This window comes from Plantactinospora sp. WMMC1484, assembly GCF_049315195.1.
GTDB lineage: Bacteria > Actinomycetota > Actinomycetes > Mycobacteriales > Micromonosporaceae > Plantactinospora.
The window spans coordinates 2,190,200-2,211,874 of sequence record NZ_CP186055.1 but is presented as its reverse complement, the minus strand read 5'-3'; the positions used below and the strand labels follow the sequence as shown (position 1 = coordinate 2,211,874).

Sequence of the window (21,675 nt, the reverse complement as noted above, 5' to 3'; positions counted from 1 at the left end):
GCCAGGAGGCGAGCTGGACGCCGGTCTGCCCGTACCGGCGGCTGGAGCCCGAGCGCGGGGTGGCGGCACTGGTCGGCGGCGAGCAGGTGGCGGTCTTCCGCACGCACGACGGCCGGCTCTTCGCCATCGGACAGCGGGACCCGATCGCCGGGGCGTACGTGATGGCCCGAGGCATCGTCGGCACCCGCGGCGAGATCCCGACGGTCGCCTCGCCACTGCACAAACAGGTGTACGACCTGCGCACCGGCGACTGCCTGGACGTCTCCGGCGTCACCGTGCCGACCTACCCGGTGCGCTGCCGGGACGGGCTGGTAGAGGTGGCGGCCCGGCACCGGCCGGCCGGGGGCCGCTGATGTCCGGCGAGCTCGCCGGCTTCACGGTCGGGGTCACCGCCGACCGGCGCCGCGACGAACTCACCGCGATGCTGGAGCGCCGGGGTGCCCGGGTGGTGCTCGCCCCGGCCCTGCGGATCGTGCCGCTGGCCGACGACACCGAACTGCGGGCGGCGACCCGGGCCTGCCTGGACAACCCGCCGGACGTCCTGATGGCGAACACCGGGATCGGGATGCGTGGCTGGCTGGAGGCTGCCGAGGGCTGGGGGCTGGCCGAGCCGCTGCGCTCGGTGCTCTCCCGGGCCTACATCGTCAGCCGGGGCCCGAAGGCCCGGGGTGCGATCCGGGCGGCCGGCCTGCACGACGAGTGGTCCCCCGCCTCCGAGAGCTGTGACGAGGTGATCGAGCACCTGCGGCAGCGCGGCGTACGTGGTCAGCTGATCGCGATGCAGCTGCACGGCGAGCGGCAGCCGGAGTGCACGGCGGCGCTGGAGGCGGCCGGGGCGAACGTGCTCGAGGTGCCGGTCTACCGGTGGGCGGCGCCGACCGACCCGGCCCCGCTGCACCGGCTGGTCGACCTGATCGCCGGCCGACTGGTGGACGCGGTCACCTTCACCTCGGCGCCGGCCGTCGACGCGCTGCTCCGGGCGGCCGGGCCGAGCACCGACGCGGTGCTGGACGCGATGCGCTCGGACGTGCTGGCCGCCTGTGTCGGGCCGGTCACCGCCGCTCCGCTGCGCCGGCACGGCGTACCGGTGGTCTCGCCGAACCGGGCCCGGCTCGGCGCGCTGGTCCGGACCATCGTGGACGAGCTGCCGCAGCGGGCGATCAGCGTCAAGGTCGCCGGGCATGTGCTGACGTTGCGCGGGCACGCCGCGATCCTGGACGGTGAACTCCGCCCGCTCGCCCCCGCCCCGATGGCGGTGCTCCGGGCCCTGGCCAGTACCCCCGGCCGGGTGATGTCCCGGGCCGCCCTGCTGCGTACCCTCCCCAGGGGTGCCGACGAGCACGCCGTCGAGATGGCGGTGGCCCGGCTGCGGGCCGGACTGCGCGCCCCCGGGGTGGTGCAGACCGTGGTCAAACGCGGTTACCGGCTGCCGGTCGACTGACCGGCGCCGGCCCGCCGCACGCGGGGACATCGGCCGCCGCACGCGGGGACATCGGCCCGCCTCACGCTTGGGTATCGGCTCGGTTTGATCCCTTGACTGGCAGGCAGGCGGTTGGCAGGGTAGGGCCGCAACGTCCCGGACGCGACCGTAAACTGCCATCCGGGTCCGTACACAGGGGACAGGTGGAGGCGCTTCGTCACCCCTGGCGGAGGATTTTTCGGGTCGCGTCACACCCTGCTCGCGGACGCGTCAGGAGGACTGCCGGAAACATCGGGCAAGGCATTACGATCATGGCGGGCACCGGCCATGGAGATCCGTCGGTAATCCTCTGCACCCGCGCGGCGACACCAGCGGGACGCGACCGATCCTGAAACCGGGCAACCGATCTACATCCGCAATGGATTCTCCTCAAAGGACAGGTAGGAATGACGAGGCGTATACGCGTGCTGGCCGCCGCCGCGCTGGCCACGGCACTGTTGGTCACCGCCGGCTGCTCGGGGTCGGACGACTCCGAGGGTGACGGCGGCAGCAAGGCACCGGACAAGGTGACATACCTCACCGGGTTCGGCACCGGCGGCCACGACGCATTCGCGTGGGTGGCCAAGGACAAGGGCTTCTTCACCGAGGCCGGGCTCGACGTCACCATCCAGCCGGGCGCCCCGGCCACCAACAACCAGGGGCTGCTCTCCGGCAAGGCGCAGTTCACCTACAGCGACGTGACGCAGCTCATGATCCAGACCGGCAAGGGCCAGATCAGCGAGATGCGGGTCATCGCCGCCGTGCACCAGAGCACCCTGGTGGCGATCTTCGCCCCGCCCGGATCCGGTGTGACCAAGCCGACCGACCTGGAGGGTAAGAAGGTCGGCGTGGCGCAGGGCTCGATCACCAAGACCCTGCTTCCGGCGTACGGGAAGCTGGCCGGCTTCGACGCCAACAAGCTCCAGTTCGTGGAGGCCACCCCGCAGACCCTGGTCGGCCTGCTGGTCGGCAAGAAGGTCGACGTGCTGAGCACCTTCGTCATCACCCGGAACACGGTGGAGACGGTCACCAAGCAGCAGATGACCGTCCTGCCGCTCACCGACTACCTGCGTGACCTGCTCGGCACCGGGCTGACCACCACCGCCAAGTACGCCGCCGACAACCCGGACATCGTCAAGCGGTTCAAGGACGCGGCGATGAAGGGCCTCAAGTACACGGTGGAGAACCCGGAGGAGGCCGCCAAGATCATGAAGGCGAACAACCCGAACGTGCAGGAGCAGGGTGCCGCCGCCGAGATCAAGCTGATGACCCCGTACGTCACCTCCGCACCCGGCGGGGTGGTCGGTGCGCTCGACGAGCAGCGTGCCGCCCGCGCCATCGCCATCCTCCAGGGCGCCGAGCTGATCCCGGCCGGCCTCACCCCGGACAAGGTCATCGACTTCTCGATCGCGCCCAAGGCCTGACCCTCGGCGTGACACCTCGGGGACGGCGAGTGGAGAGCCACTCGCCGTCCCTTTGCCGACCCCAGAGGAGAGAAAATGTTGCGCGTCTGGCGCGGACACCGCCGGAGCGGATCCGATGAGCGGTAGGCGAGAGCTTTCCGCCGGCACCAGAACGTCCCTGCCGGTCGTCGGCACCATCGCCGCGATCGGCCTGTGGTGGCTGGTGACCGCCGTCTTCGACATCGAGACGCTCTTCCTGCCGTCGCCGCCGGAGGTTGTCGACGCCTTCGACCGTGAGCCGGCCTACCTGTTCGAGGCGGCCTGGGTGACGCTCTGGGTGACCCTCGCCGGCTTCGGCGTCGCGGCGGCCGGCGGGATGCTCGCCGCACTCCTGTTGACCAGTTCACGCCTGCTGGAGCAGGCCACCCTGCCGATGATCGTGGCGTTCAACGCGGTGCCGAAGGTCTCCCTCGTCCCGCTGCTGATCCTCTGGATCGGTTACGACTCGCGGACCAAGGTCTCCCTCGTCGTCCTGATCGCGTTCTTTCCCATCATGATCGCCACCATGGCGGGCCTCACCTCCACCCCGGCCGACCTCCACGAACTGACCCGGTCGCTCTCCGCGTCCCGGCTGAAGACCTATCTGAAGGTACGCCTGCCGTGGGCGCTCCCCCAGGTCTTCGTGGGGCTGAAACTCGGCATCACGCTCTCCCTGATCGGCGCCGTCGTGGCCGAGTTGCAGACCCTGAACAAGGGGCTCGGCGCGATCATCTACAGCACCCAGCAGTCCTTCGACACCCCGCTGGCGTTCGCCGCGATCACCCTCACCGGGCTGCTCGGGATCAGCCTCTTCTACGCCGTGGTGATGGCCGAGCGGCTCGTCGTGCCCTGGGCCCAGAAGATCTCCGGCTGAACGGGACGGGACCTCCCGCCGCCTGCTCGCCAACGGCCGCCGCTCGGCGCCGGTCCGCTCCGGGGCCACACCGGCTCCGGAGCGGACCGGCCCGGAACTCAGATCAGCCCGGTACCGCCGTTGATGTTGAGGTTCACCCCGTTGACGGCCCGGTTCTCCAACAGGAAGACCGCCGCGTCGGTGACGTCCGCCATCGTGGTCAGCCGGCCCGTCGGCGTACGTGCCGCGTAGGTCTCGTGTATCTCGGCCGGCTGCCTGGCCCAGAACGGGCTGTCGGCGACGATGCTCGGATGCAGGGCGTTGACCCGGACCGGCCGAAGCTCGGCGGCGAGCACGTTCACCAGGCCGACCACCCCGGCGTTCACCGTGGAGACCGTCGCCGACCCGGGGAACGGCCGGTCCTTGGAGCCACCGCCGAAGATCAGCACCGAGCCGTCCCGCACCATCCTCGGCGCCAGCACGTGCGCGACCTCGGTGTAGCCGACCATCTTCACCATGACCAGGCCGACCGCCCGGTCGATCTGGTAGTCCGAGATCTTGTTGGTGTCCCGGACGAACGCGGAGAGGATCAGGTGCCTGACCTCGCCGATCCCGGCGAGCGCGGCGGCGATGGTCTCAGGCTGGGAGAGGTCGACGGCGACACCGCTGGTCCGGCCGCCGATCTCGGCGGCGATCGCCTCGGTCCGGGCCGCGTCGCGCCCGGTGATGACGACCTCACGTCCCCGCTTCGCGTAGTGCTCGGCCACGTCCCGGCCGAGGCCGGAGGTACCCCCGATGACGACTACGGAGCCGTCATCGGGGCCGTCGTGCTGTGGCATGTTCTGTCCCTCTCGTTGTGCAGGATTGAACCGCGGAGCCTCCCCGGGCCCGGCAAGCCTGCATGACGGCGAGGGTCAGCCGACCGGCGTGGGTTGCCCCCGGCCGTGTTCCGCCCGCAGCACCTCCATCGCGTGCTGCACCACGTTCACCAGCACGTGCTTGACCGACTCGCGCTGCCGGGCGTCGCACATCACCAGCGGCACGTGCGGAGAGATGGCGAGCGCCTCGCGCACCTCCTCCGGCTCGTACTGCGGGGCGCCATCGAAGCAGTTCAACGCCACCACGTACGGTAGGTGCCGGTTCTCGAAGTAGTCCAGCGGGGCGAACGCATCGGTGATCCGCCGGGTGTCGACCAGCACGGCCGCGCCGACGGCACCCCGGATGATCTCGTCCCACATGAACCAGAACCGGGTCTGTCCGGGCGTACCGAACAGGTAGAGGATCAGGTCCTGGGCCATGGTGATCCGACCGAAGTCCATAGCGACCGTGGTGGTCTCCTTGCCCGGCACCTTGGACGGATCGTCGATGCCGACTCCGGCCGCGGTCATCACCGCCTCGGTGGTCAGCGGAGTGATCTCCGATACCGCACCCACCAGTGTCGTCTTGCCGACCCCGAACCCGCCGGCAATGACGATCTTGGCGGAGGTGATCCCACCGCCACCACCGCCGCTGCCACCGCCACCACCGCCGCGACGCGGCCTGGCCGGGTCATAGCCTGCGAAGTCCACTTAGCACCCTCTCAAGCAGTTCCATCCGCTCCTCGTACGCCTCAGACGGTGGAGCGGCATTGTGCAGCGTCAGCAGGCTGTCGGCCACCATGTCGGCGACCAGCACCCGGGCGACACCCAACGGCAGCCGGGTGTACGCCGCGATCTCCGCCAGCGACTGCGCCCGGCCCTCGCAGATCGTGGCGATGCGGTGCTTGTCATGGCCGGCAAACCGGGACTCCACGACCGCGGCCGGGCTCGCCACGAGCACCGCCTCGAGCGCGATGTCCTGACGGGGCTCGGTGCGGCCGCGGGTGACCGCGTACGGGCGGACGAGCGCTCCACGCGGGTCGTCGCGTCGTCCTTCCATGCCGTGGTCACCTCCCCAAGGTCCAGTCGCGGCTGCATCGATGCCATCCTTCGTCAACCCCAGAGGTTACGGGCGCCCGACAGCCTCGCGCGGCAGCGGCACCAGGGCCGCACCCACCCGTTCCACAAGCAACGCCATCTCGTAGCCGACCTGACCGACATCGCAACTGCGAGCGGCCAGCACCGCCATCGAGGAACCGTCGCTGATGGACATCAGGAACAGATATCCGCTGTCCATCTCGATGACGGTCTGCAGCACCCCGCCGGCGCTGAACATCCGGGAGGCGCCGTCGGTCAGGCTGACCACGCCGGAGGTGATCGCCGCGAGCTGGTCGGCCCGGTCCGGCGGCAGGTCCCGTGAGGAGGCGAGGAGCAGGCCGTCCGCCGAGACCGCCACGACGTGTGCGATGCCGGCGACGCTGTCGGCGAAGTTGCTGAGCAGCCAACCCATATCCTGCATCGCTGCTGGCCTGTTCATCCGCTCGTCTCCTTGGTTGAGATCATGCCGTTCTGCTCGGAACCGGCCGTCCGCCCACGCTGTACGCCGCGGTGGTAGGCCGACAACAGCCCCCGCACCTCGTCCGGGGTACGACGGGTCCGCTCGCGCCCGCTCTTGGGCTCGACGCCGCCCGGCACGAGTTGCGCCTGCGGCACCCGTTTGGGCAGGCCGGAGCGAGTGGTGCCGCCGTTGGCCGGCTCGGCCGCCTGGCTGGCCCTGGCCCAGCCCTCGTCGGCGGCCGTCCGCCAGGCTCCCTCGCTCCCCGCGGCGGGCGGCGTCGGCGTGGGGGCGGCCGGCGGCGGTGCCGCAGCGGGTGGTGGCGCGGTGGCGGGCGGCGGGGATGGTGGTGCGTACGGGGCGGGCGGCGGCGCCGACCGCCCCGGTGTGCGACTGGTCAACGGTGCCCGACCCGGAGTCGCCGTGCTCGGCGACCCGCTCGGCGTGGGGGGCGACTGGTATCCGCCCGGCGGCACGGTGAAGATCGCGGTCGAGTCCGATCCGTGGGTACGGAACCAGCTCGCCTCCATCTCCCGGAAGATCGGCGCTTCGCCGGTGTCCTCCACCCGGGGTGCCACCGCGGACGCGGCGTTGACCGGCGCCCCTGCGACCGGACCGGAGGGCAGTCCCGACGTCGGTGCCGCCGTCGGCGTCATGGCGTGCGTGGCGTTCTGGCCGGAACCGGCACCCCGGTGCGGCAGGGCACCGCCGACCGTCGGGTACTGCACGGTCGGCGAGGTGACCCCTGACGAGCCGGCCAGGCCCGAGTGGGCCGGCGGGGCCGTCGACGCCGGCGCCTGGTAGGTCGGCGTCATGCTCTGTTGGTACGCCGGGGCGGGCGGGGCCGACAGGTGGTTCGCGGTCAGGTGGCTGTTGACCGGAGCACCGGTGCCGGCCGGCTCACCCGCGCTCTGCCACTGGTGCGACGCTGCGCTCCGCCACTGTTCGGTAAGGGTGCCGCCACCACGCGACGCGCCCACCGGGGAGAGCGTCTCCTGCCAGGCCGCACCGCTCGTCGGCCGGTTCGTGGCCGGCCCCTGCTCCACCGCGAGTGGCTGCCGGGGTCGGCCGATGAGCTGGCCGCCGCCGCGCGGACCGGGCAGCACCACGGTGGCGGCCGGCAGCGTGATCTGGGCGACCGTGCCGCCCTCCACGTTGCGGCGCAGGTCGACCCGGATGTCGTGCCGGTGCGCCAGCCGGCCGACGACCGCGAGACCCATCAGCCGGAAGGCCGCCACGTCGACGGTGGGCGGAGCCGACAGCCGGCGGTTGAGAGCGTCCATCTGCTCTTCGCTGAGCCCGAGGCCCCGGTCCTCCACCTGGATCAGGACGTAGTCCCGGATCCGCCGTGCGTCGGCGACCACGGTGGTGTGCGGCGGTGAGAAGCGGGTCGCGTTGTCGAGCAGCTCGGCGACGAGCCGCACCACGTCGTTGACCGCGTGCGCGGCGACCGAGATGTCGGGGTCGACGGTCCCGAACTCGATCCGGTTGTAGAGCTCCACCTCGGACTGCGCGGCGCGGAGGACGTCGATCAGCAGCGCGTCCTCCCGGCGGGGTGCGGTGGAGTCCGCGCCGGCCAGCACGAGAAGGTTTTCGTCGTTGCGGCGCATCCGGGTGGCCAGGTGGTCGAGCTCGAAGAGCCGGGCCAGACGCTTCGGGTCCTCCTCACCCCGCTCGATCGCGTCCAGTTCACCGATCATGCGGTCGACCAGCGCCTGGCTTCGCCGGGCCAGGCTGAGGAACATCGCCGAGACGCTGGTCCGCAGGGCGGCCTGCTCGGCCGCGATCCGGACCGCCTCCTTGTGGACCACGTTGAACGCCAGGGCGACCTGACCGACCTCGTCCTTGTTGTTGAGCCGGATCGGATCCCGGACCTGCCGGACGATCTCCTCCACGCCACCCTCGCCGACGGTGCCGACGTCGCGAAGCTGGCGGACCGCCTCCGGCAGGTCGTGGTTGGCGACCGAGAGCGCGCCCTCGCGGAGCCGGCGCAGCGACTGGTTGAGCGACCGGGCCAGCACGACGGCGAGGGCCAGCGCGATCGCCAGGGTGAGGAGCACGATCACCGACTCCACGACCGCCTGCTGGACGACCTCGGACCGGACCTGCTCGGCCTGGTCGAGCAGGTCGGCCTCGAGCTGCGTCTCGGCCCAGCGGATCAGGTCGTTGATCGAGCCGATCGCGATCGCCGCCGAACTGGCGCTGACCGGGGCCCGCTGCCCGACCGAGCGGCTCAGGTCCCGGGCCACCTTGTCGGCGAGGATCACCGCGTCGCCGGTGACGCTGCCGTTGACCACCGCCTCCTGTCGCGCGTCGGCAGATGCCCCGAACGCCAGCAACGCCTCCTGCTGGCTGGTGAGGGTGGCGATGAAGGCCGAGAACTGCTCCTGGTCGAGCACCCCGGTGCTGCCTGCCAGTGCGCCGTAGACCACCGCCTCCTCTTCGGCCACGGCCTCCTTGGCCTGGGCGAGGGCGGCCAGGGTACGCAGGCTGTCACCGACCGCACTCTCGCCGGAGATCTCGCCGAGCGCCTCGCCGTACGCCACCAGTTCACCGATGATCATGCCGTACCGCAGGGTCGCCTCGCCCGGTGGCATCTGCCCGCGCTCCAGCACCTCCTGCCGGGTGGCGTTGAGGGTGGTGAGCCGGTCGTCGATGATTCGGAGCCGGTCCTCCACGGAGGCCGGGATGTCGCTGACCTGGGCACGCCGGTCGTTGTACGCGGCGATCCGCGCGTCGGTGCGCTGAACGTACGCGTCGTACACCTCGGTGGTCGTCTCCGGCGACCTGGCGAGGAGCCGGGCGGCGGCCATCCGTTCCTTGTGCACGTCCTGGGTGAGCGCCGAGACGTCGGTGGAGAGTTCGGTAAGCGACCGGAGCACACCGGCCTGGTAGGCACCCTGTCCGATGTCGACGAGCCGGATCGTGGCGAGCGCGAGCACGGCGGCCACAGGGACGACGAGCAGCAGCGCGAGCTTGGATCGGATCCGGGTATCCCGAAGCCGGGGAAGCCAACGGCGTGGTGCAACGCCCCCCCGCAGACCTTTGGCGGGCAGGGTCGTAGGTCCGGTGCTCACGACATCGCCTCCGTCGTTTCTTTACGTGACCCGTCGACCGATGCCTGCTGCAGCGGATCGAGCCGCACGCGGCACGGCCGCGATTTCATCAGAAGAAGGCCGCTTTGGGAAGCGACGGGAGGGCAGCAAAGGTCCATCATGGGACGTCTACTACCCTCGGCGCCGAGAGATCGACGGAACGCCAAGTCTCTGATCAGCATGTATATCACTAGAGTGGTCGCTTGTATCTGGAAAGTTATCTCGCACCCGTACCCCCTCTTATCACTATGTGAGACCCGTCATCCCGAAACCGGGGCCGTATCCACCGCTTGACCGGGACGCCCCGGCATTGGCAAGGTTTTGCGGGTTTGAAGGCTTCGCGTGAACCGTACGGCAGATCGTTGCCCATCCATTGTGGACGACTAGATCGGCGGCCGGGCAACCCCCACCCCGCGCCGGATACCTGGAGGACTGAGTTGAGGCCCATCCGCTCCGCGATACCCGCGCTGCTCGCGTCGGCCATCCTGGCAACCTCACTGACCGGCTGTCAGTTCGGCGCGCCGGAGGAAGACTCCGGAGAGATTGTGATCGGCGCCGACCTGGAGCTTTCCGGCGCCGCCCCGCAGGTGGGCAAGGCCTACCAGCGTGCCCTGGAGCTCCGGGTCGAACAACTGAACGAGTCCGGCGCGCTCGGCGGACGCCGGGTCCGCCTGGAGGTCCGGGACAACAAGTTCGACGCGAGCATCTCGGCAACCAACATCGGTGATTTCACGGCTGACCCGGCGATCAGCGGCATCATCATGGGCAGCTGCAACGAGTGCGCCATCGGCGCGGCGAAGACGGTGAAGAGCAAACAGGTTCCGACCATCGCCCTCGCGCCGGCCGGCGACGTGGCCGCACCCGGGCAGGACCGGGAATTCATGTTCAAACTCGGCCCCAACGCGCGCGACAACGTCGCTGCCCTCGCTGCCGAACTCCGCAGTCGCCGGGTCAAGACGGTGGCACTGCTGCACACCGCCGACAAATACGGCGAAGAGGGTGTGGCGGCCCTGCGGAACGAACTCGTCGGCCCCGAAGAGGATGCGACGGACATTCCGATCGTCATCCGCCGGTCGGTCAAGCCCACCGACACCGACGTCAGCCAGGCGGTCGGTGCCCTGGTGGAGGAGGAGCCCGACGCGGTGATCGTCTGGGCCCCCGCGGACCAGGCGAATCTCGCGATCACGAGCCTGCGCGGCGAAGGCTACCGGGGGCACGTCTTCTTCGACGCCGTCGCCGCCGGTGACCTGTTCATCGGCAACAGTGGCCGCGCGGCGGAGAACACCACCATGGTCTTCACCCAGACCATGGTGATCGACGACGTCATCGCGACGACGCCGGCCAAGGCCGCGAGCAAGCAGTGGTTCCGGGACTACACCGCACGCTTCGGCGGCTACTACGGATACTCCTCGTTCGCCGCCGACGCCCTGCAACTCATCGTGGACGCGGCGGTGCGGGCCGACAGCGACGGCGAGACGCCGAACCGGGGGCGCATCCGCAGCCTGCTGGAGACCGCCGAGACCGACGGGCTCTCCGGTCCGATCCGGATGACGCCGGAAAACCACTCAGGACTGATGCCGCAGGCGCTCACCCTGCTGGTGGCGCGCGGCGGCAGGTGGCGGCTCGCCGGCTGAGGCCCGCGACCGGACACGGTCTCCCGGCGGCGGGAGGCGGCGGGAGAAGACCTTCCCCGCCGGGAGACCTCCTCCGATAGCCTGTCGACACACTGTCGATCGTCGAATGGGGTGGCCCAACCATGATCCGACTCTCCGGGGTGTCCCGGACCTTCGGCGGTCGGTCCGGTGCCGTGGAGGCGCTGCGGGGTATCGACCTCGACGTCGCCGAGGGCGAGTTCCTCGCCGTGGTGGGCCGCTCCGGCTGCGGCAAGTCCACCCTGTTGCGGCTGGTGGCCGGCCTGCTCCCGGCGACCGAGGGCGAGATCCGGGTGGCAGACGAGGTCGTCGTGAGGCCACGCCGGGACATCGCCATGGTGTTCCAGCGGCCGGCCCTGCTGCCCTGGCGGTCGGTGCTCGACAACGTGCTGCTGCCCACCGAGATCTTCGGCTGGAAGAAGGCCGCGCACCGCGACCGGGCCCGCGACCTGCTGGCGATGGTCGGGCTCACCGAGTTCGAGAAGCGACTCCCGCACGAGCTCTCCGGTGGGATGCAGCAGCGCGTGTCGCTGTGCCGGGCCCTGATCCAGCAGCCGAAGGTCCTGCTGATGGACGAGCCGTTCTCCGCGCTGGACGCGCTGACCAGGGAGGAGCTCTCGGTCGAGCTCCAGCGGATTCACATGGAGCACTCGGCGACCATCGTCTTCGTCACGCACTCCATCGACGAGGCGGTGCTGCTCGCCGACCGGGTCGTCGTACTCAGCCCGCGCCCCGGACGGATCCGCAAGGTGCTCGACATCGACATCCCGCGTCCGCGGTCGCTCGGGCGCAACGCGCACTTCGAGGACGTCGCCCGGGCCAGCGCGGAGCTCCACGAACTCCTGCTCGACCACCCCGAGCGCGACGCCGGCCTGGCCCTGCACGGCAGCGGCCCCGGCGGTGGCACCCAGGGCGACCAACAGCACTGAGTCAACTACCAATCACTCTTGGTCGCCAGACGTTCCACATCGTCACGTATGTGTAATGTCCGATGGCCGCCCCCGGGCGCCGCCCGGCCGGACGAGTGCGTAACGTGCCCCGAGTGCGTAACGTGCCGCGCATGGCCTACCGGACCTGGGGCAGGGTGCTGCTCGCCGCGCTCCTCGTGGGGATCGTCGGCGGCGCCGGTCAGCTCGGGATCGCGTACGGGCTCGGCCTCGTCCGCTTCGACCGCCCCTTTGCCGCGTCCACGGTAAACCAGTGGCCCGCCCAGGTGGCCTGGGTCAGCTGGTTCGCCATGGTCGCGGCGGTGCTCGGCGGGATGCTGGCTGACCGGCTGGCCCGCCGCTACGCGCTACCCACCGCCCTCGGTGCCCGTGCGGCCATCGCCGCGGTGGCGGCCCTCGGCGCGCTCGCGGTCGCACCGCTCTGCATGCAACCCGCCCGCACGGCCCAGCTCGCCTCGGCAGATCCGGTGACGACGACCGGCGTGGCCGCGGCGATCGGCGCCGGGATCGGATTCGTCGCCGCCCTGGCCGCGCTGAACCTGCGCCCGGTCGCCTGGAACATCGCGACCGTCACCGGCGCCGCCTGGTTCCTGGCCATCGTCTCCGTGCTTCCCTCGCTCGGCCCCGCCGACCCGCTACCCGCCGTCCGGCTCGGCGGCGTCGACCCCGACTGGCTGAGTGCCGGCACCAGCCAGCGGCTGGCGGTCGTTGCCATGCCGGCGCTGGCCCTCGTCGCGGGCGCGCTGGTCGGTGCGCTCGCCCGGTGGTGCGAGCGGCCGGTGCCGGTGGTGGCGAGCTGCGGGGTGGCAGGGCCGGCAATGCTCGGACTGGCGTACGTCGTCGCGGGTAGGGGCGAGCAGACCGACGCCTACCAGGCGGCGCCGTACTGGGGGGCGCTGATCGCCGTCGGTGCGGGCGCGCTCGGTTCGGTGCTGGCGGCCACGCTCCGGTGGCCGCTGGTCACCACCGCTCGGGCGGAGACCGCCGCCACTGATTCGACCGACGACGCCGACCGGCCCGCCACCAAAGTGGCAACCACCGGCACCACCACCACCGGCACCGGCACCGGCAGGAGCGCTGACGACACCGACACCGTGGCGATTCCCACGACCGCTGCGGGCCCCGGCCACAGGGCGGGCGGCGACGACACCGTGCCGCTGGCCGCCGGCAGCAGCGGCACGGACGCGCCGACCACGATCCTGTCGACCACACCCACGCCGCCCTCCGGCACCACGACCGCCGGGCCCGGCAGGTCGAACATGCCGCCGGGCACGTCAGGCACGTCGGGTACGTCGGGCACGTCGGGCACGTCGGGCACGTCGGGCACGTCGGGCACATTGTCGAGTGCGTCGACCGCACCGCCGATCGGCACGCCCGGCGGCACCCCGGTCGACACGATCTGGCGCACCGGGATCCCGACCCCGCGCCGCTCCACGGAGCACTCGGCATCCACGGGGCCGATCGGCCAGTCGACCGGCCGGGACGGCCCGACCAGCACAGACCTGGGCGGCTCCTCGGCGCCTGTCGAATCCGAGACCCCGCCAGGTAACACGACACCGCAGCCGGCACAGAACACGACGCCGCAGCCGGCACGGAACACGACGCCGCAGCCGCCTCGGAACGCCGCCGGATCCAGCGGTGCGACGGATACCGGGCCGGGCACCGAGCCGGCGGATGCCGGCCTCCCGCCCGGTTGGTCCGGTGCCCGACGGCTGCGCACCGAGGACTTCTGGCCGGTGACTCCGCCCACATCACCGGCGACGCCATCGTCGCCACCGCCGCCACCGGCGTCTGCGCCATGGACGGCACCGGCGCCCCGGGCGGCGCAGTCCGCGCCGGCGCCCCGGTCAGCGCAGGCGGGGCAGCCAGTGCCGGAGTCACCGGATGCTGCCGCCATCGGTGCGGACACCTCCAGGGGGGCGGGCACGCCCTCCCGGACGGAGACGTCCTGGAACGCCTTTGCCCCGGTCAGCCGCCCCGGCCTCGACCGCCAGGAACCGCGCCCGACCCCCGCCCCTGCCCACCCGCCGGCGCAGGGCAGCGAGGCCAGCAGAACCGGCGATGGTCCGGCGGGCGCGGCCGGGAACCCAGCGGAGGCGAATGCGGCGAGGAACCGGACGGAGGCGCGTGCGGCCGGGCGGACCGGCCCCGCTGGCATCCGTCCCGTTCCGGTGATCAGCGGAGACATCCCGGTCCCGACGACGCCGAATCGGACCAGCCCGCCGACCGCGACCGGCCCGCACGCCTCACCCGAGACCACATCCGAGGCGACGCCCGCCGCCACGGCCGGCCCGGGGGCCACGGCCGGCCCGCGGACCAGGTCCGCCGCTACGGACGGCCCGCAGGTCACGCCCAGGACCAGGTCCACGGCGACGACGGGGCCGCACCCCGCCACCGCGCAGTCCGCCACCGCGCAGTCCGAGACCGCCGCCCAGTCCGAGACCGCCCAGTCCGAGACCGCCGCCCAGTCCGAGACCGCCCAGTCCGAGACCGCCGCCACCGCCGGCCTGCAGGCCACAGCCGGGGCCGACACCGCTGCCGAGGCCGCCGTGGGCGGTGAGGCGGACCGGCCTACCGGACGGATCCGCCGTGGTCTGTTCCGGCGCAACCGGAACAGCGCCGCGACCGACCCGGAGCAGACCGCCACCACCACCGCCACCACCGCCGCCACCACGGGCAGTGACAACGACAACTCCGACACCGCCGACAACGGCAAGGGCGAGTCGAAGCAGCGGGAGCCGAAGGGGCGCAACCGTACGAACGATCCGGTGCCCGCCCGCGACGAGGAGTACGTCGACTGGGTGAGCGGACTCAGCGAACCCGACCCGGCATCCGACCTCCGGCTCGACCGCAGCGTACGACGGTCGCTGCGGTCGAGCGGCCGCCACCACGCCGACCCGGACGACTGACCACCTGTACACCGATGGCGTTATCTCCAGCCGATGACGCCATCGGTGCGCAGGTGACCGGGGGAGGCCGCCGAGCCGGCCCGGAACCGAGCGATCAGGCCAGCGGCAGGTACACCTTGCCGCCGGTCGCCACGAACTCGGACGACTTCTCCCGCATGCCCTGGGCCGCGTACTCCTTCAGCTCCTGGGTGATCTTCATGGAGCAGAACTTCGGCCCGCACATGGAGCAGAAGTGCGCCGTCTTGGCCGGCGTCGCCGGCAGGGTGGCGTCGTGGTACGCCCGCGCGGTCTCCGGATCCAGCGACAGGTTGAACTGGTCCTCCCAGCGGAACTCGAACCGCGCCTTCGAGAGCGCGTCGTCCCATGCCTGCGCCCCGGGGTGCCCCTTGGCCAGGTCCGCCGCGTGCGCCGCGATCTTGTATGCGATGACGCCCGCCTTGACGTCGTCCCGGTCCGGCAGCCCCAGGTGCTCCTTCGGGGTGACGTAGCAGAGCATGGCGGTGCCGAACATGCCGATCATCGCGGCGCCGATCGCCGAGGTGATGTGGTCGTACGCCGGGGCGATGTCCGTGGTCAGCGGGCCGAGGGTGTAGAACGGTGCCTCGTGGCAGAGCTCCTGCTGGAGGTCCACATTCTCCTTGATCTTGTGCATCGGCACGTGGCCGGGTCCCTCGATCATCACCTGTACGCCGTGCTCCCAGGCGACCGAGGTCAGCTCCCCGAGCGTACGCAGCTCGGCGAACTGCGCCTCGTCGTTGGCGTCCGCGATCGAGCCCGGCCGCAGGCCGTCACCGAGCGAGAAGGTGACATCGTACCGGGCGAGGATCTGGCAGAGCTCGGCGAAGTTGGTGTAGAGGAAGTTCTCCTCGTGGTGCGCGAGGCACCAGGCCGCCATGATCGAGCCGCCCCGGGAGACGATCCCGGTGACCCGGTCGACCGCGAGCGGCACGTAGCCGAGGCGTACCCCGGCGTGCACCGTCATGTAGTCGACGCCCTGCTCGGCCTGCTCGATGACGGTCTCCCGGAAGACCTCCCAGGAGAGCTTCACCGGGTCGCCGCCGACCTTCTCCAGCGCCTGGTAGATCGGCACGGTGCCGATCGGCACCGGCGAGTTGCGGATGATCGCTTCCCGGGTCTCGTGGATCCGCTTGCCCGTGGAGAGGTCCATCACGGTGTCCGCACCCCACCGGGTCGCCCAGGTGAGCTTCTCCACCTCCTCGGCGATGGACGAGGTCACCGCCGAGGTGCCGATGTTGGCGTTGACCTTCACCAGGAACCTCTTCCCGATGATCGCCGGTTCGCACTCCGGATGGTTGACGTTGAGCGGCAGCACCGCCCGGCCGGCGGCGATCTCGTCCCGCACCACCTCGGCCGGCAGGCCCTCGCGGACCGCCACGAACTCCATCTCCGGTGTCACGATCCCGTCCCGGGCGTACGCCAACTGGGTGGGCCGGGCACCGTCCCGGCCGGCCAGCGGCGTTCCCGCTCCCCGGACCGGCGCCACGTCGCCCCGTTCGGCGATCCACGTCCCGCGCAGCGGAGGCAGCCCGACGGCCGGGTCGGAGCCGGGACCGGACGTGTCGTAGAGCCGGACCGGCGCTTCGTCCCCGGTCAGCTCGACCTCTGCGAACGGCACCCGGACGTCCGGACGCGCCCCCGTCACGTACACCTTGCGGCGAGCCTTCATGACAACCTCCCTATGCTGGATGAACCGGACCCGTTTTCCGTCGGTGTGCCGGACCAGTCGTGGTGGTCGAGCGGTCCGTGTCCGCCGCCCAGCGCCCAGTTCCGGGCGCCGAGCAGTGCGCGGGTGACGTACTCCTTGGCGGAGGCCACCGCCTCCGGCACCGGATCGCCGAGCGCCAGCCGAGCGGCGATCGCCGCCGAGTAAGAACAGCCGGTGCCGTGGGTGTTCCGGGTCGGCACCCAGGGCCGGCGCAGCAGCCGCACCTCGGTACCGGTCCAGAGCGCGTCGACCGCGCCCCCGAACGCCTCGCCACCGCCGGTCGCCAGGCCCGAGCCGTCGACGTCGCCGCCGGTCACCACCACGTACCGGGGACCGCCGGCGGCGAGCTGACGCGCCGCCTCCGCCATCTCGTCCGGGCCGGTGACGGCACGGCCGAGGATTGCCGCCGCCTCCGCCCGGTTCGGCGTCGCCACCATGGCGTACGGCAGCAGCCGCTCGATCGCGTCGACCACACCGAGCCGGGCACCACTCGTCGAGACCAGCACCGGATCGACCACCAGGTTGGGCAGCAGTCCGGCCCGGGCAGCCGCCGCCACCGCCGAGGCGACCGCCGCCTCACCGAGCATGCCGGTCTTGACCGCCACCGGCGGCAGGTCCTCGACCAGGGCGGTGAGCTGCTCGGTCACCATCTCGGCGGGGATCGGGAAGACCGCGCGTACCTGGCGGGTGTTCTGCGCGGTGATCGCCGTGATCACCGAGGTGCCGTACACCCGGAGGGCGGCGAAGACCTTCAGGTCGGCCTGGATGCCCGCGCCGGCCCCGGAGTCCGAGCCGGCCACCGTCAGCACCACCGGCGGCGTCACCGTCACGGCGACCACCCCGATCCCGATCCAGGTCCTGGCACCGACCCTGGTCCCGACCCCGGTCCCGACCCCCGTGCCGGTGCCGAGTCACCGACTCGGATCCGCAGAGCCGAGTCACCGACTCGGACCCGCAGAGCCGAGTCACCGACTCGGACCCGCAGACCTGCTCCGGACGGCAGACCGGTCCTCTCCGGCGGAGGGCCGTCGGCGCCTGTGGCGGCTGCCGCGCAGAGGCGACGGAGTAGTCCGGCGGGGTCGTCCGACCGCATCACCGCACCCATCACCGCCACCCCGACCGCACCGGCGGCCACGCACGCCTCGACCTGCTCGGGCGTGCCGATCCCACCGAGCGCGAGCACCGGCACGGGAGTGCGGGCGACCAGCCGCGCCAGGCCGGCGGGACCGAGCGGCGGTCCGTACCCGGGCTTGGACGGGCTGGTGAAGACCGGCGAGAGGGTCACGTAGTCCTCCGTGGAGAGGCGGCTCAACTCGGACTCGTCGTGACAGGAGCGACCGACCAGCGGCAGCGTCGGCGGCGGGTAGGGCCCGGCGGCGGGCAGGTGCACCGCATCACCGTCAAGCGGGTCCGGCCCGGCTACCAGCAGGGTGCCGCGGACCGGAGCGAGGATCGCCCGCAGCCGCCGGGCCAGCTCGAGTCGTTGCGGGCGCGGCAGGTCCCGCTCCCGCAACAGCACCCGACGAGCCCCGCCGTCGACCGCCGCACCGACCACCTCGTGAAGCGACCGGCTCGCCTGCCAACGGTCGGTGACGACCACGACCCCGACCGGCACGACCCCACCCGGACCGTTCCCACCCGGCACGACCCCACCCGGACCGTTCCCACCCGGACCGTTCCCACCCGGCACGGTCGCCTGACGGCCGTTCACAGCTCCGGCCGCCCCTCGTCCGGAGTGGAGGCCAGCGCATGGAAGCGCCGGGGGATGCGTCCCGCCCCGGCCGCCAGCCGCCCCGCCTCCACGGCGAGCCGCATGGCGGTCGCCATCCGCACCGGGTCGGCCGCCCGGGTCACCGCGCTGGCCAGCAGGACCGCGTCGCAGCCCAGCTCCATTCCCAACGCCGCGTCGGAGGCGGTGCCGACGCCCGCGTCCAGGATCACCGGGACGTCGACGCTCTGCCGCAGCAGGCGCAGGTTGTGCGGGTTGGTGATGCCGAGCCCCGAGCCGATCGGCGCCCCTGCCGGCATCACCGCCGCGCAGCCGAGATCGGCCAGCCGTCGGGCCAGCACCGGATCGTCGGTGGTGTACGGCAGCACGGTGAACCCGTCGGCGACCAGCCGCTCCGCGGCGCTGACCAGCTCGACCGCGTCGGGGAGCAGAGTCCGCTCGTCGCCGATCACCTCCAGTTTGACCCAGGACGTCTCGAACGCCTCCCGGGCCAGATGGGCCACGGTCACCGCCTCGGCTGCGGTACGGCATCCGGCGGTGTTGGGCAGCAGCCGTACGCCACACCTGGCGAGCACCTCCAGCAGGCCGCCGCCCATGGTGGCGCTGCTGTCGATCCGGCGCAGCGCGACCGTGACCAGCTCGGTGCCGCTGGCCCGGATCGCCTGTTCCAGCGCGTGCGGGCTGCTCGCCCCGCCGGTGCCGAGGATGAGCCGGGACCCGAACTTGTCACCGCCGAGCACGAACACGGACCCGGGATCGGGTCCGGGTCCGGGTTCCGGCTCGGGGAGTCCGGGTCCGGTTCCGGGGAGTCCGGGTCCGGTTCCGGGGAGTCGGAGGGTCATGACGCTCACCCGCCCTGTGCCGCGGTCAGCACCTCGACCCGGTCACCGTCCCGGAGCTGCCGTCCCGGCCAGCCGCCCCGGGGCACCACCTCACCGTTCACCGCGACCGCCACCCCACGGTGCGCGTCGGTGATCCGCTCCACAAGCTCCGCCACGCTCAGCTCGGCCGGCAGCCGCTGTGCGATCCCGTTCACGGTCAGCTCCACAGTGTCCTCCCCTCGTTGGTCGGTCCGTCCTCCGCCGCTGCCGCTGGATCCGGCACGCCGAACCGGCCCGGATCCAGCGGCGCGAGCGCCGGATCCGGCGTCCCGGTGACGATCAGGTCGGTGACCAGGTCGGCGGTGAGCGGGGTGAGCACGATGCCGTGCCGGAAGTGTCCGGCCGCCACCACCACCTCGGGCCGGTCCGGCAGCCGGCCGAGCAGCGGGGCGTTGTCCGGCGTACCGGGACGCAGCCCGGCTCGCGCCTCGACCAGCTCGTACTCGGCGATCTCCGGCAGGAGGTCGGTGGCGGCGCGGAGCAGTTCCAGCACCGCCCCGGCGGTGACCCCGAGGTCGCTGCGCTCCTCGACGGTGGCCCCGACCACCACCTCGCCGTCGGTCCGGGGCACCAGATAGACGCCCCGGCCGTCGGCGTGGCCCCGGATCACGTGCCGGAACCGGGGCGCCGCACCGTCGGGAGCGCGCAGCCGCAGCACCTGCCCCTTGACCGGCCGGACCGGCAGGCCGGTGAGTGCCGCCGTACCGCAGCCGGCCGCCACCACCGTCACCGCGGCGTCCGGTTCCGCCAGGTCCCTCACCGGCCGGGGCAGCATTGTCGCCCCGGCCCGCTCGGCGGCGATCCGCAACGCCGCCACCAGCCGGCGCGGGTCGACCTGGTGGTCTCCGGGCGCGAGCGCGCCGCCGCGCAGCCGGGTGGCGAGCAGCGGTTCGCGCTCGCGCAGCTCCGCCGGCCGCAGCGGGGTCACCGGCAGTCCCACCTGCCGCTGGTACGTCCAGAGCCGCTCCGCCTCGGCCAGGTCGTCGGGGGTGAGTGCGACGGTCAGCGTCCCCTCGGTCCGGTAGCCCAGGTCCATCCCGGTCTCGGCGGTGAGCTCGGCGGCGAAGTCGGGCCAGCGCGCCGCCGACGAGACGAGCAGCCCGGTCAGCATCCGCTCGCCGAAGTACGCCTCCGCGACCGGGGCGAGCATTCCGGCCGCGACCTCCGAGGCGCCGGAACCGGGCGTCGCGTCGTACACACTGACCCGCAGGCCCCGGGTGGCGCAGCGCCAGGCGACGGCGAGCCCGATCGGCCCGGCACCGACCACCGCGACGTCGGCTCCCCGCTCGCCGCCTACCATCCTCCCGCCCCCGCACTCCGCGCGGACGACGGGGAACCTGACCGGGGTGGGAGCCCCGATGACGTTCCCCGGTCCACCACGAGCGGGGGCGCGGGTAGGGGTGGGGGTGGGACGGCGGAGAGGGCGGCCAGGAGGGCGGCGGTGGCTTCGCCGGCATCCGGGGCGTGGCAGATCGCGCCGACCACGGCCACGCCGTACGCGCCGGCGGCGAGCAGCGCGGGCACCCGTTCCGGGGTGATTCCGCCGATCGCGATCACCGGTACCGGCACCGCCGAGGCGACCCGCCGGATCCCCTCCGGGCCGATCGGCGCCGGCAGGCCGTCCTTCGTGGACGTGGCGTGGCACGGGCCGACACCGAGGTAGCTGGCTCCGGCCGCCACCGCCGCCGCACCGGCCTGCGGATCCCGGGCCGTCGCGCCGAGCACGGCGGTCGGGCCGAGCACCCGGCGGGCGGCGTCCACCGGCAGGTCCAGGGCGCCGACGTGCCCGCCCGCCGCTCCGATCGCCAGTGCGACGTGCAGACGGTCGTTGACCAGGCAGGACGCCCCGGCGGCAGCGCAGCGCACCGCGACCGCGGCGGCCAGCTCGTACGCCGTCCGGTCGTCGGTGTCGTCCTCCACCCGCACCTGCACGACCAGCTCGGGGCCGGCGACGGCGAGGGCCGCCTCGACCACGGCGAGCGGATCCCGGCCCGGTCGGGTGTCGGTGACGAGATGAAGTCGTCCGAGGTGTACCACGGCAACACTCCTCCCTGCGCCGGCATTACCCGGATCAGGTTCGACGGTCGGGGGCTCGGTAGCCCCCCTCTCAGCCCGGTCCACCGGGCTCCCGTGGGTTACTAGCGGCGAGCGTACGCGGCCGATCACGGATCCGTAAAGACCCGTGACGTATCGCACAACGTCAGCGGTCAACCACCCTGCGCCACGCGGCCGACGCCCCGGCACGGAGAACAGGGGTCGGATGGTCTGGCGGATATGTCTGTCCTATCCGGATGATTCCACCTCGTTACACAACCGTTACCCGAATTAACCTCACCGCCGTATTCCGGCCGCCCCCGACCCGGCCCTAATTTGTTCAACCACAAGGCAAAATTCCGCGGCCGGCGCTTCGGCGAGCTCCGGCCGAACTCCGTACCCCGTGGCGGTCTTCGGCGTCCGACCCGGGATCCCCGCTGTCCTTCCCGGACCAAGGAGATCCTTCGTGTCCAGCCCTGGCCGCTCCGGCGGCACTTCGCATCATCCTCCACACCGCGCTCACCCACCTTCCCGCA

At 72.2% G+C, this 21,675-nt stretch carries 16 protein-coding genes, 3 pseudogenes and 1 riboswitch; of the genes and pseudogenes, 7 read left to right on the top strand and 12 right to left on the bottom strand.

What is annotated here, in order from left to right; all coding sequences use genetic code 11:
- Window positions 1-11: 11 nt before the first annotated feature.
- From nirD to ACN28C_RS09770, 4 genes and pseudogenes are all read left to right on the top strand, one after another.
- Window positions 12-353 (top strand): annotated as a pseudogene (nirD, locus tag ACN28C_RS09785) (nitrite reductase small subunit NirD); the annotation flags it as partial.
- Window positions 353-1,441 carry a uroporphyrinogen-III synthase gene (locus tag ACN28C_RS09780; protein WP_422773185.1) on the top strand — a complete coding sequence of 363 codons (1,089 nt, stop codon included), beginning with the start codon at window positions 353-355 and terminating at the stop codon, window positions 1,439-1,441. The pseudogene nirD and the gene ACN28C_RS09780, both read left to right, overlap by 1 nt.
- Before the next feature lie 425 nt (window positions 1,442-1,866).
- Window positions 1,867-2,883: an ABC transporter substrate-binding protein gene (locus ACN28C_RS09775; RefSeq protein WP_422773184.1), complete on the top strand. Its 1,017-nt coding sequence runs from the start codon at window positions 1,867-1,869 to the stop codon at window positions 2,881-2,883.
- 115 nt (window positions 2,884-2,998) lie between these two features.
- Window positions 2,999-3,775, top strand: coding sequence for an ABC transporter permease (locus tag ACN28C_RS09770; RefSeq protein ID WP_422773183.1), 777 nt, complete (start codon window positions 2,999-3,001; stop codon window positions 3,773-3,775).
- Between the two features lie 98 nt (window positions 3,776-3,873).
- Here ACN28C_RS09770 and ACN28C_RS09765 read toward each other — a convergent pair whose 3' ends face one another.
- The 5 genes from ACN28C_RS09765 to ACN28C_RS09745 all read right to left on the bottom strand — a co-directional run bounded on the left by ACN28C_RS09765 (window position 3,874) and on the right by ACN28C_RS09745 (window position 9,243).
- Window positions 3,874-4,593: an SDR family NAD(P)-dependent oxidoreductase gene (locus ACN28C_RS09765; RefSeq protein WP_422773182.1), complete on the bottom strand. Its 720-nt coding sequence runs from the start codon at window positions 4,591-4,593 to the stop codon at window positions 3,874-3,876.
- A 75-nt stretch (window positions 4,594-4,668) separates the two neighbouring features.
- The gene (locus ACN28C_RS09760) at window positions 4,669-5,322 is read right to left on the bottom strand and encodes a GTP-binding protein (protein ID WP_422773181.1); all 654 of its coding nucleotides are present in this window, start codon (window positions 5,320-5,322) and stop codon (window positions 4,669-4,671) included.
- The gene (locus ACN28C_RS09755; RefSeq protein ID WP_107260835.1) at window positions 5,303-5,671 is read right to left on the bottom strand and encodes a DUF742 domain-containing protein; all 369 of its coding nucleotides are present in this window, start codon (window positions 5,669-5,671) and stop codon (window positions 5,303-5,305) included. Before ACN28C_RS09755 ends, ACN28C_RS09760 begins: the two co-directional genes overlap by 20 nt.
- 66 nt (window positions 5,672-5,737) lie before the next feature.
- Window positions 5,738-6,148, bottom strand: a complete 411-nt coding sequence (locus ACN28C_RS09750; protein ID WP_422773180.1) for a roadblock/LC7 domain-containing protein — start codon at window positions 6,146-6,148, stop codon at window positions 5,738-5,740.
- Window positions 6,145-9,243, bottom strand: a complete 3,099-nt coding sequence (locus tag ACN28C_RS09745; RefSeq protein WP_422773179.1) for a nitrate- and nitrite sensing domain-containing protein — start codon at window positions 9,241-9,243, stop codon at window positions 6,145-6,147. Before ACN28C_RS09745 ends, ACN28C_RS09750 begins: the two co-directional genes overlap by 4 nt.
- Before the next feature lie 455 nt (window positions 9,244-9,698).
- On the opposite strand from ACN28C_RS09745, the gene ACN28C_RS09740 reads away from it, so the two are divergent.
- From ACN28C_RS09740 to ACN28C_RS09730, 3 genes are all read left to right on the top strand, one after another.
- Entirely contained in the window at window positions 9,699-10,895 is a 1,197-nt protein-coding gene (locus ACN28C_RS09740; protein WP_422774599.1) for an ABC transporter substrate-binding protein, read from the top strand.
- Window positions 10,896-11,017: 122 nt separating this feature from the next.
- On the top strand, window positions 11,018-11,842 hold the full coding sequence (locus ACN28C_RS09735; RefSeq protein ID WP_422773178.1) for an ABC transporter ATP-binding protein: 825 nt from the start codon (window positions 11,018-11,020) through the stop codon (window positions 11,840-11,842).
- Between the two features lie 131 nt (window positions 11,843-11,973).
- Window positions 11,974-14,769: a hypothetical protein gene (locus tag ACN28C_RS09730; protein WP_422773177.1), complete on the top strand. Its 2,796-nt coding sequence runs from the start codon at window positions 11,974-11,976 to the stop codon at window positions 14,767-14,769.
- A 94-nt stretch (window positions 14,770-14,863) separates the two neighbouring features.
- On the opposite strand, the gene thiC is transcribed toward ACN28C_RS09730, so the two are convergent.
- From thiC to thiE, 7 genes and pseudogenes are all read right to left on the bottom strand, one after another.
- Window positions 14,864-16,456: a phosphomethylpyrimidine synthase ThiC gene (gene thiC / locus ACN28C_RS09725; protein ID WP_422773176.1), complete on the bottom strand. Its 1,593-nt coding sequence runs from the start codon at window positions 16,454-16,456 to the stop codon at window positions 14,864-14,866.
- Entirely contained in the window at window positions 16,453-17,319 is an 867-nt protein-coding gene (gene thiD, locus ACN28C_RS09720) for a bifunctional hydroxymethylpyrimidine kinase/phosphomethylpyrimidine kinase (protein ID WP_422774598.1), read from the bottom strand. Before thiD ends, thiC begins: the two co-directional genes overlap by 4 nt.
- Window positions 17,320-17,525: 206 nt before the next feature.
- Window positions 17,526-18,110, bottom strand: a pseudogene (locus ACN28C_RS09715) (thiamine phosphate synthase); the annotation flags it as partial.
- Window positions 18,111-18,202: 92 nt separating this feature from the next.
- Window positions 18,203-18,970, bottom strand: coding sequence for a thiazole synthase (locus tag ACN28C_RS09710; protein WP_422773175.1), 768 nt, complete (start codon window positions 18,968-18,970; stop codon window positions 18,203-18,205).
- A 101-nt stretch (window positions 18,971-19,071) separates the two neighbouring features.
- Window positions 19,072-19,272, bottom strand: coding sequence for a sulfur carrier protein ThiS (gene thiS, locus ACN28C_RS09705; RefSeq protein ID WP_422773174.1), 201 nt, complete (start codon window positions 19,270-19,272; stop codon window positions 19,072-19,074).
- Window positions 19,263-20,405 (bottom strand): glycine oxidase ThiO, encoded by a 1,143-nt coding sequence (thiO, locus tag ACN28C_RS09700; RefSeq protein WP_422773173.1) that lies wholly within the window; start codon window positions 20,403-20,405, stop codon window positions 19,263-19,265. Before thiO ends, thiS begins: the two co-directional genes overlap by 10 nt.
- A 116-nt stretch (window positions 20,406-20,521) precedes the next feature.
- Window positions 20,522-21,142: pseudogene (thiE, locus tag ACN28C_RS09695) on the bottom strand (thiamine phosphate synthase); the annotation flags it as partial.
- A riboswitch (TPP riboswitch) is annotated at window positions 21,137-21,247 on the bottom strand. (Overlaps the previous pseudogene by 6 nt.)
- Between the last annotated feature and the right edge of the window lie 428 nt (window positions 21,248-21,675).

Excerpts from the sequence above, each read along its gene's own strand:
- thiO (WP_422773173.1), bottom strand. The coding sequence starts at position 20,405 with ATGGTAGGCGGCGAGCGGGGAGCCGACGTCGCGGTGGTCGGTGCCGGG.
- ACN28C_RS09770 (WP_422773183.1), top strand. The coding sequence starts at position 2,999 with ATGAGCGGTAGGCGAGAGCTTTCCGCCGGCACCAGAACGTCCCTGCCG.
- ACN28C_RS09765 (WP_422773182.1), bottom strand. The coding sequence starts at position 4,593 with ATGCCACAGCACGACGGCCCCGATGACGGCTCCGTAGTCGTCATCGGG.
- ACN28C_RS09775 (WP_422773184.1), top strand. The coding sequence starts at position 1,867 with ATGACGAGGCGTATACGCGTGCTGGCCGCCGCCGCGCTGGCCACGGCA.
- ACN28C_RS09755 (WP_107260835.1), bottom strand. The coding sequence starts at position 5,671 with ATGGAAGGACGACGCGACGACCCGCGTGGAGCGCTCGTCCGCCCGTAC.
- thiC (WP_422773176.1), bottom strand. The coding sequence starts at position 16,456 with ATGAAGGCTCGCCGCAAGGTGTACGTGACGGGGGCGCGTCCGGACGTC.
- ACN28C_RS09735 (WP_422773178.1), top strand. The coding sequence starts at position 11,018 with ATGATCCGACTCTCCGGGGTGTCCCGGACCTTCGGCGGTCGGTCCGGT.
- ACN28C_RS09730 (WP_422773177.1), top strand. The coding sequence starts at position 11,974 with ATGGCCTACCGGACCTGGGGCAGGGTGCTGCTCGCCGCGCTCCTCGTG.
- ACN28C_RS09780 (WP_422773185.1), top strand. The coding sequence starts at position 353 with ATGTCCGGCGAGCTCGCCGGCTTCACGGTCGGGGTCACCGCCGACCGG.
- ACN28C_RS09750 (WP_422773180.1), bottom strand. The coding sequence starts at position 6,148 with ATGAACAGGCCAGCAGCGATGCAGGATATGGGTTGGCTGCTCAGCAAC.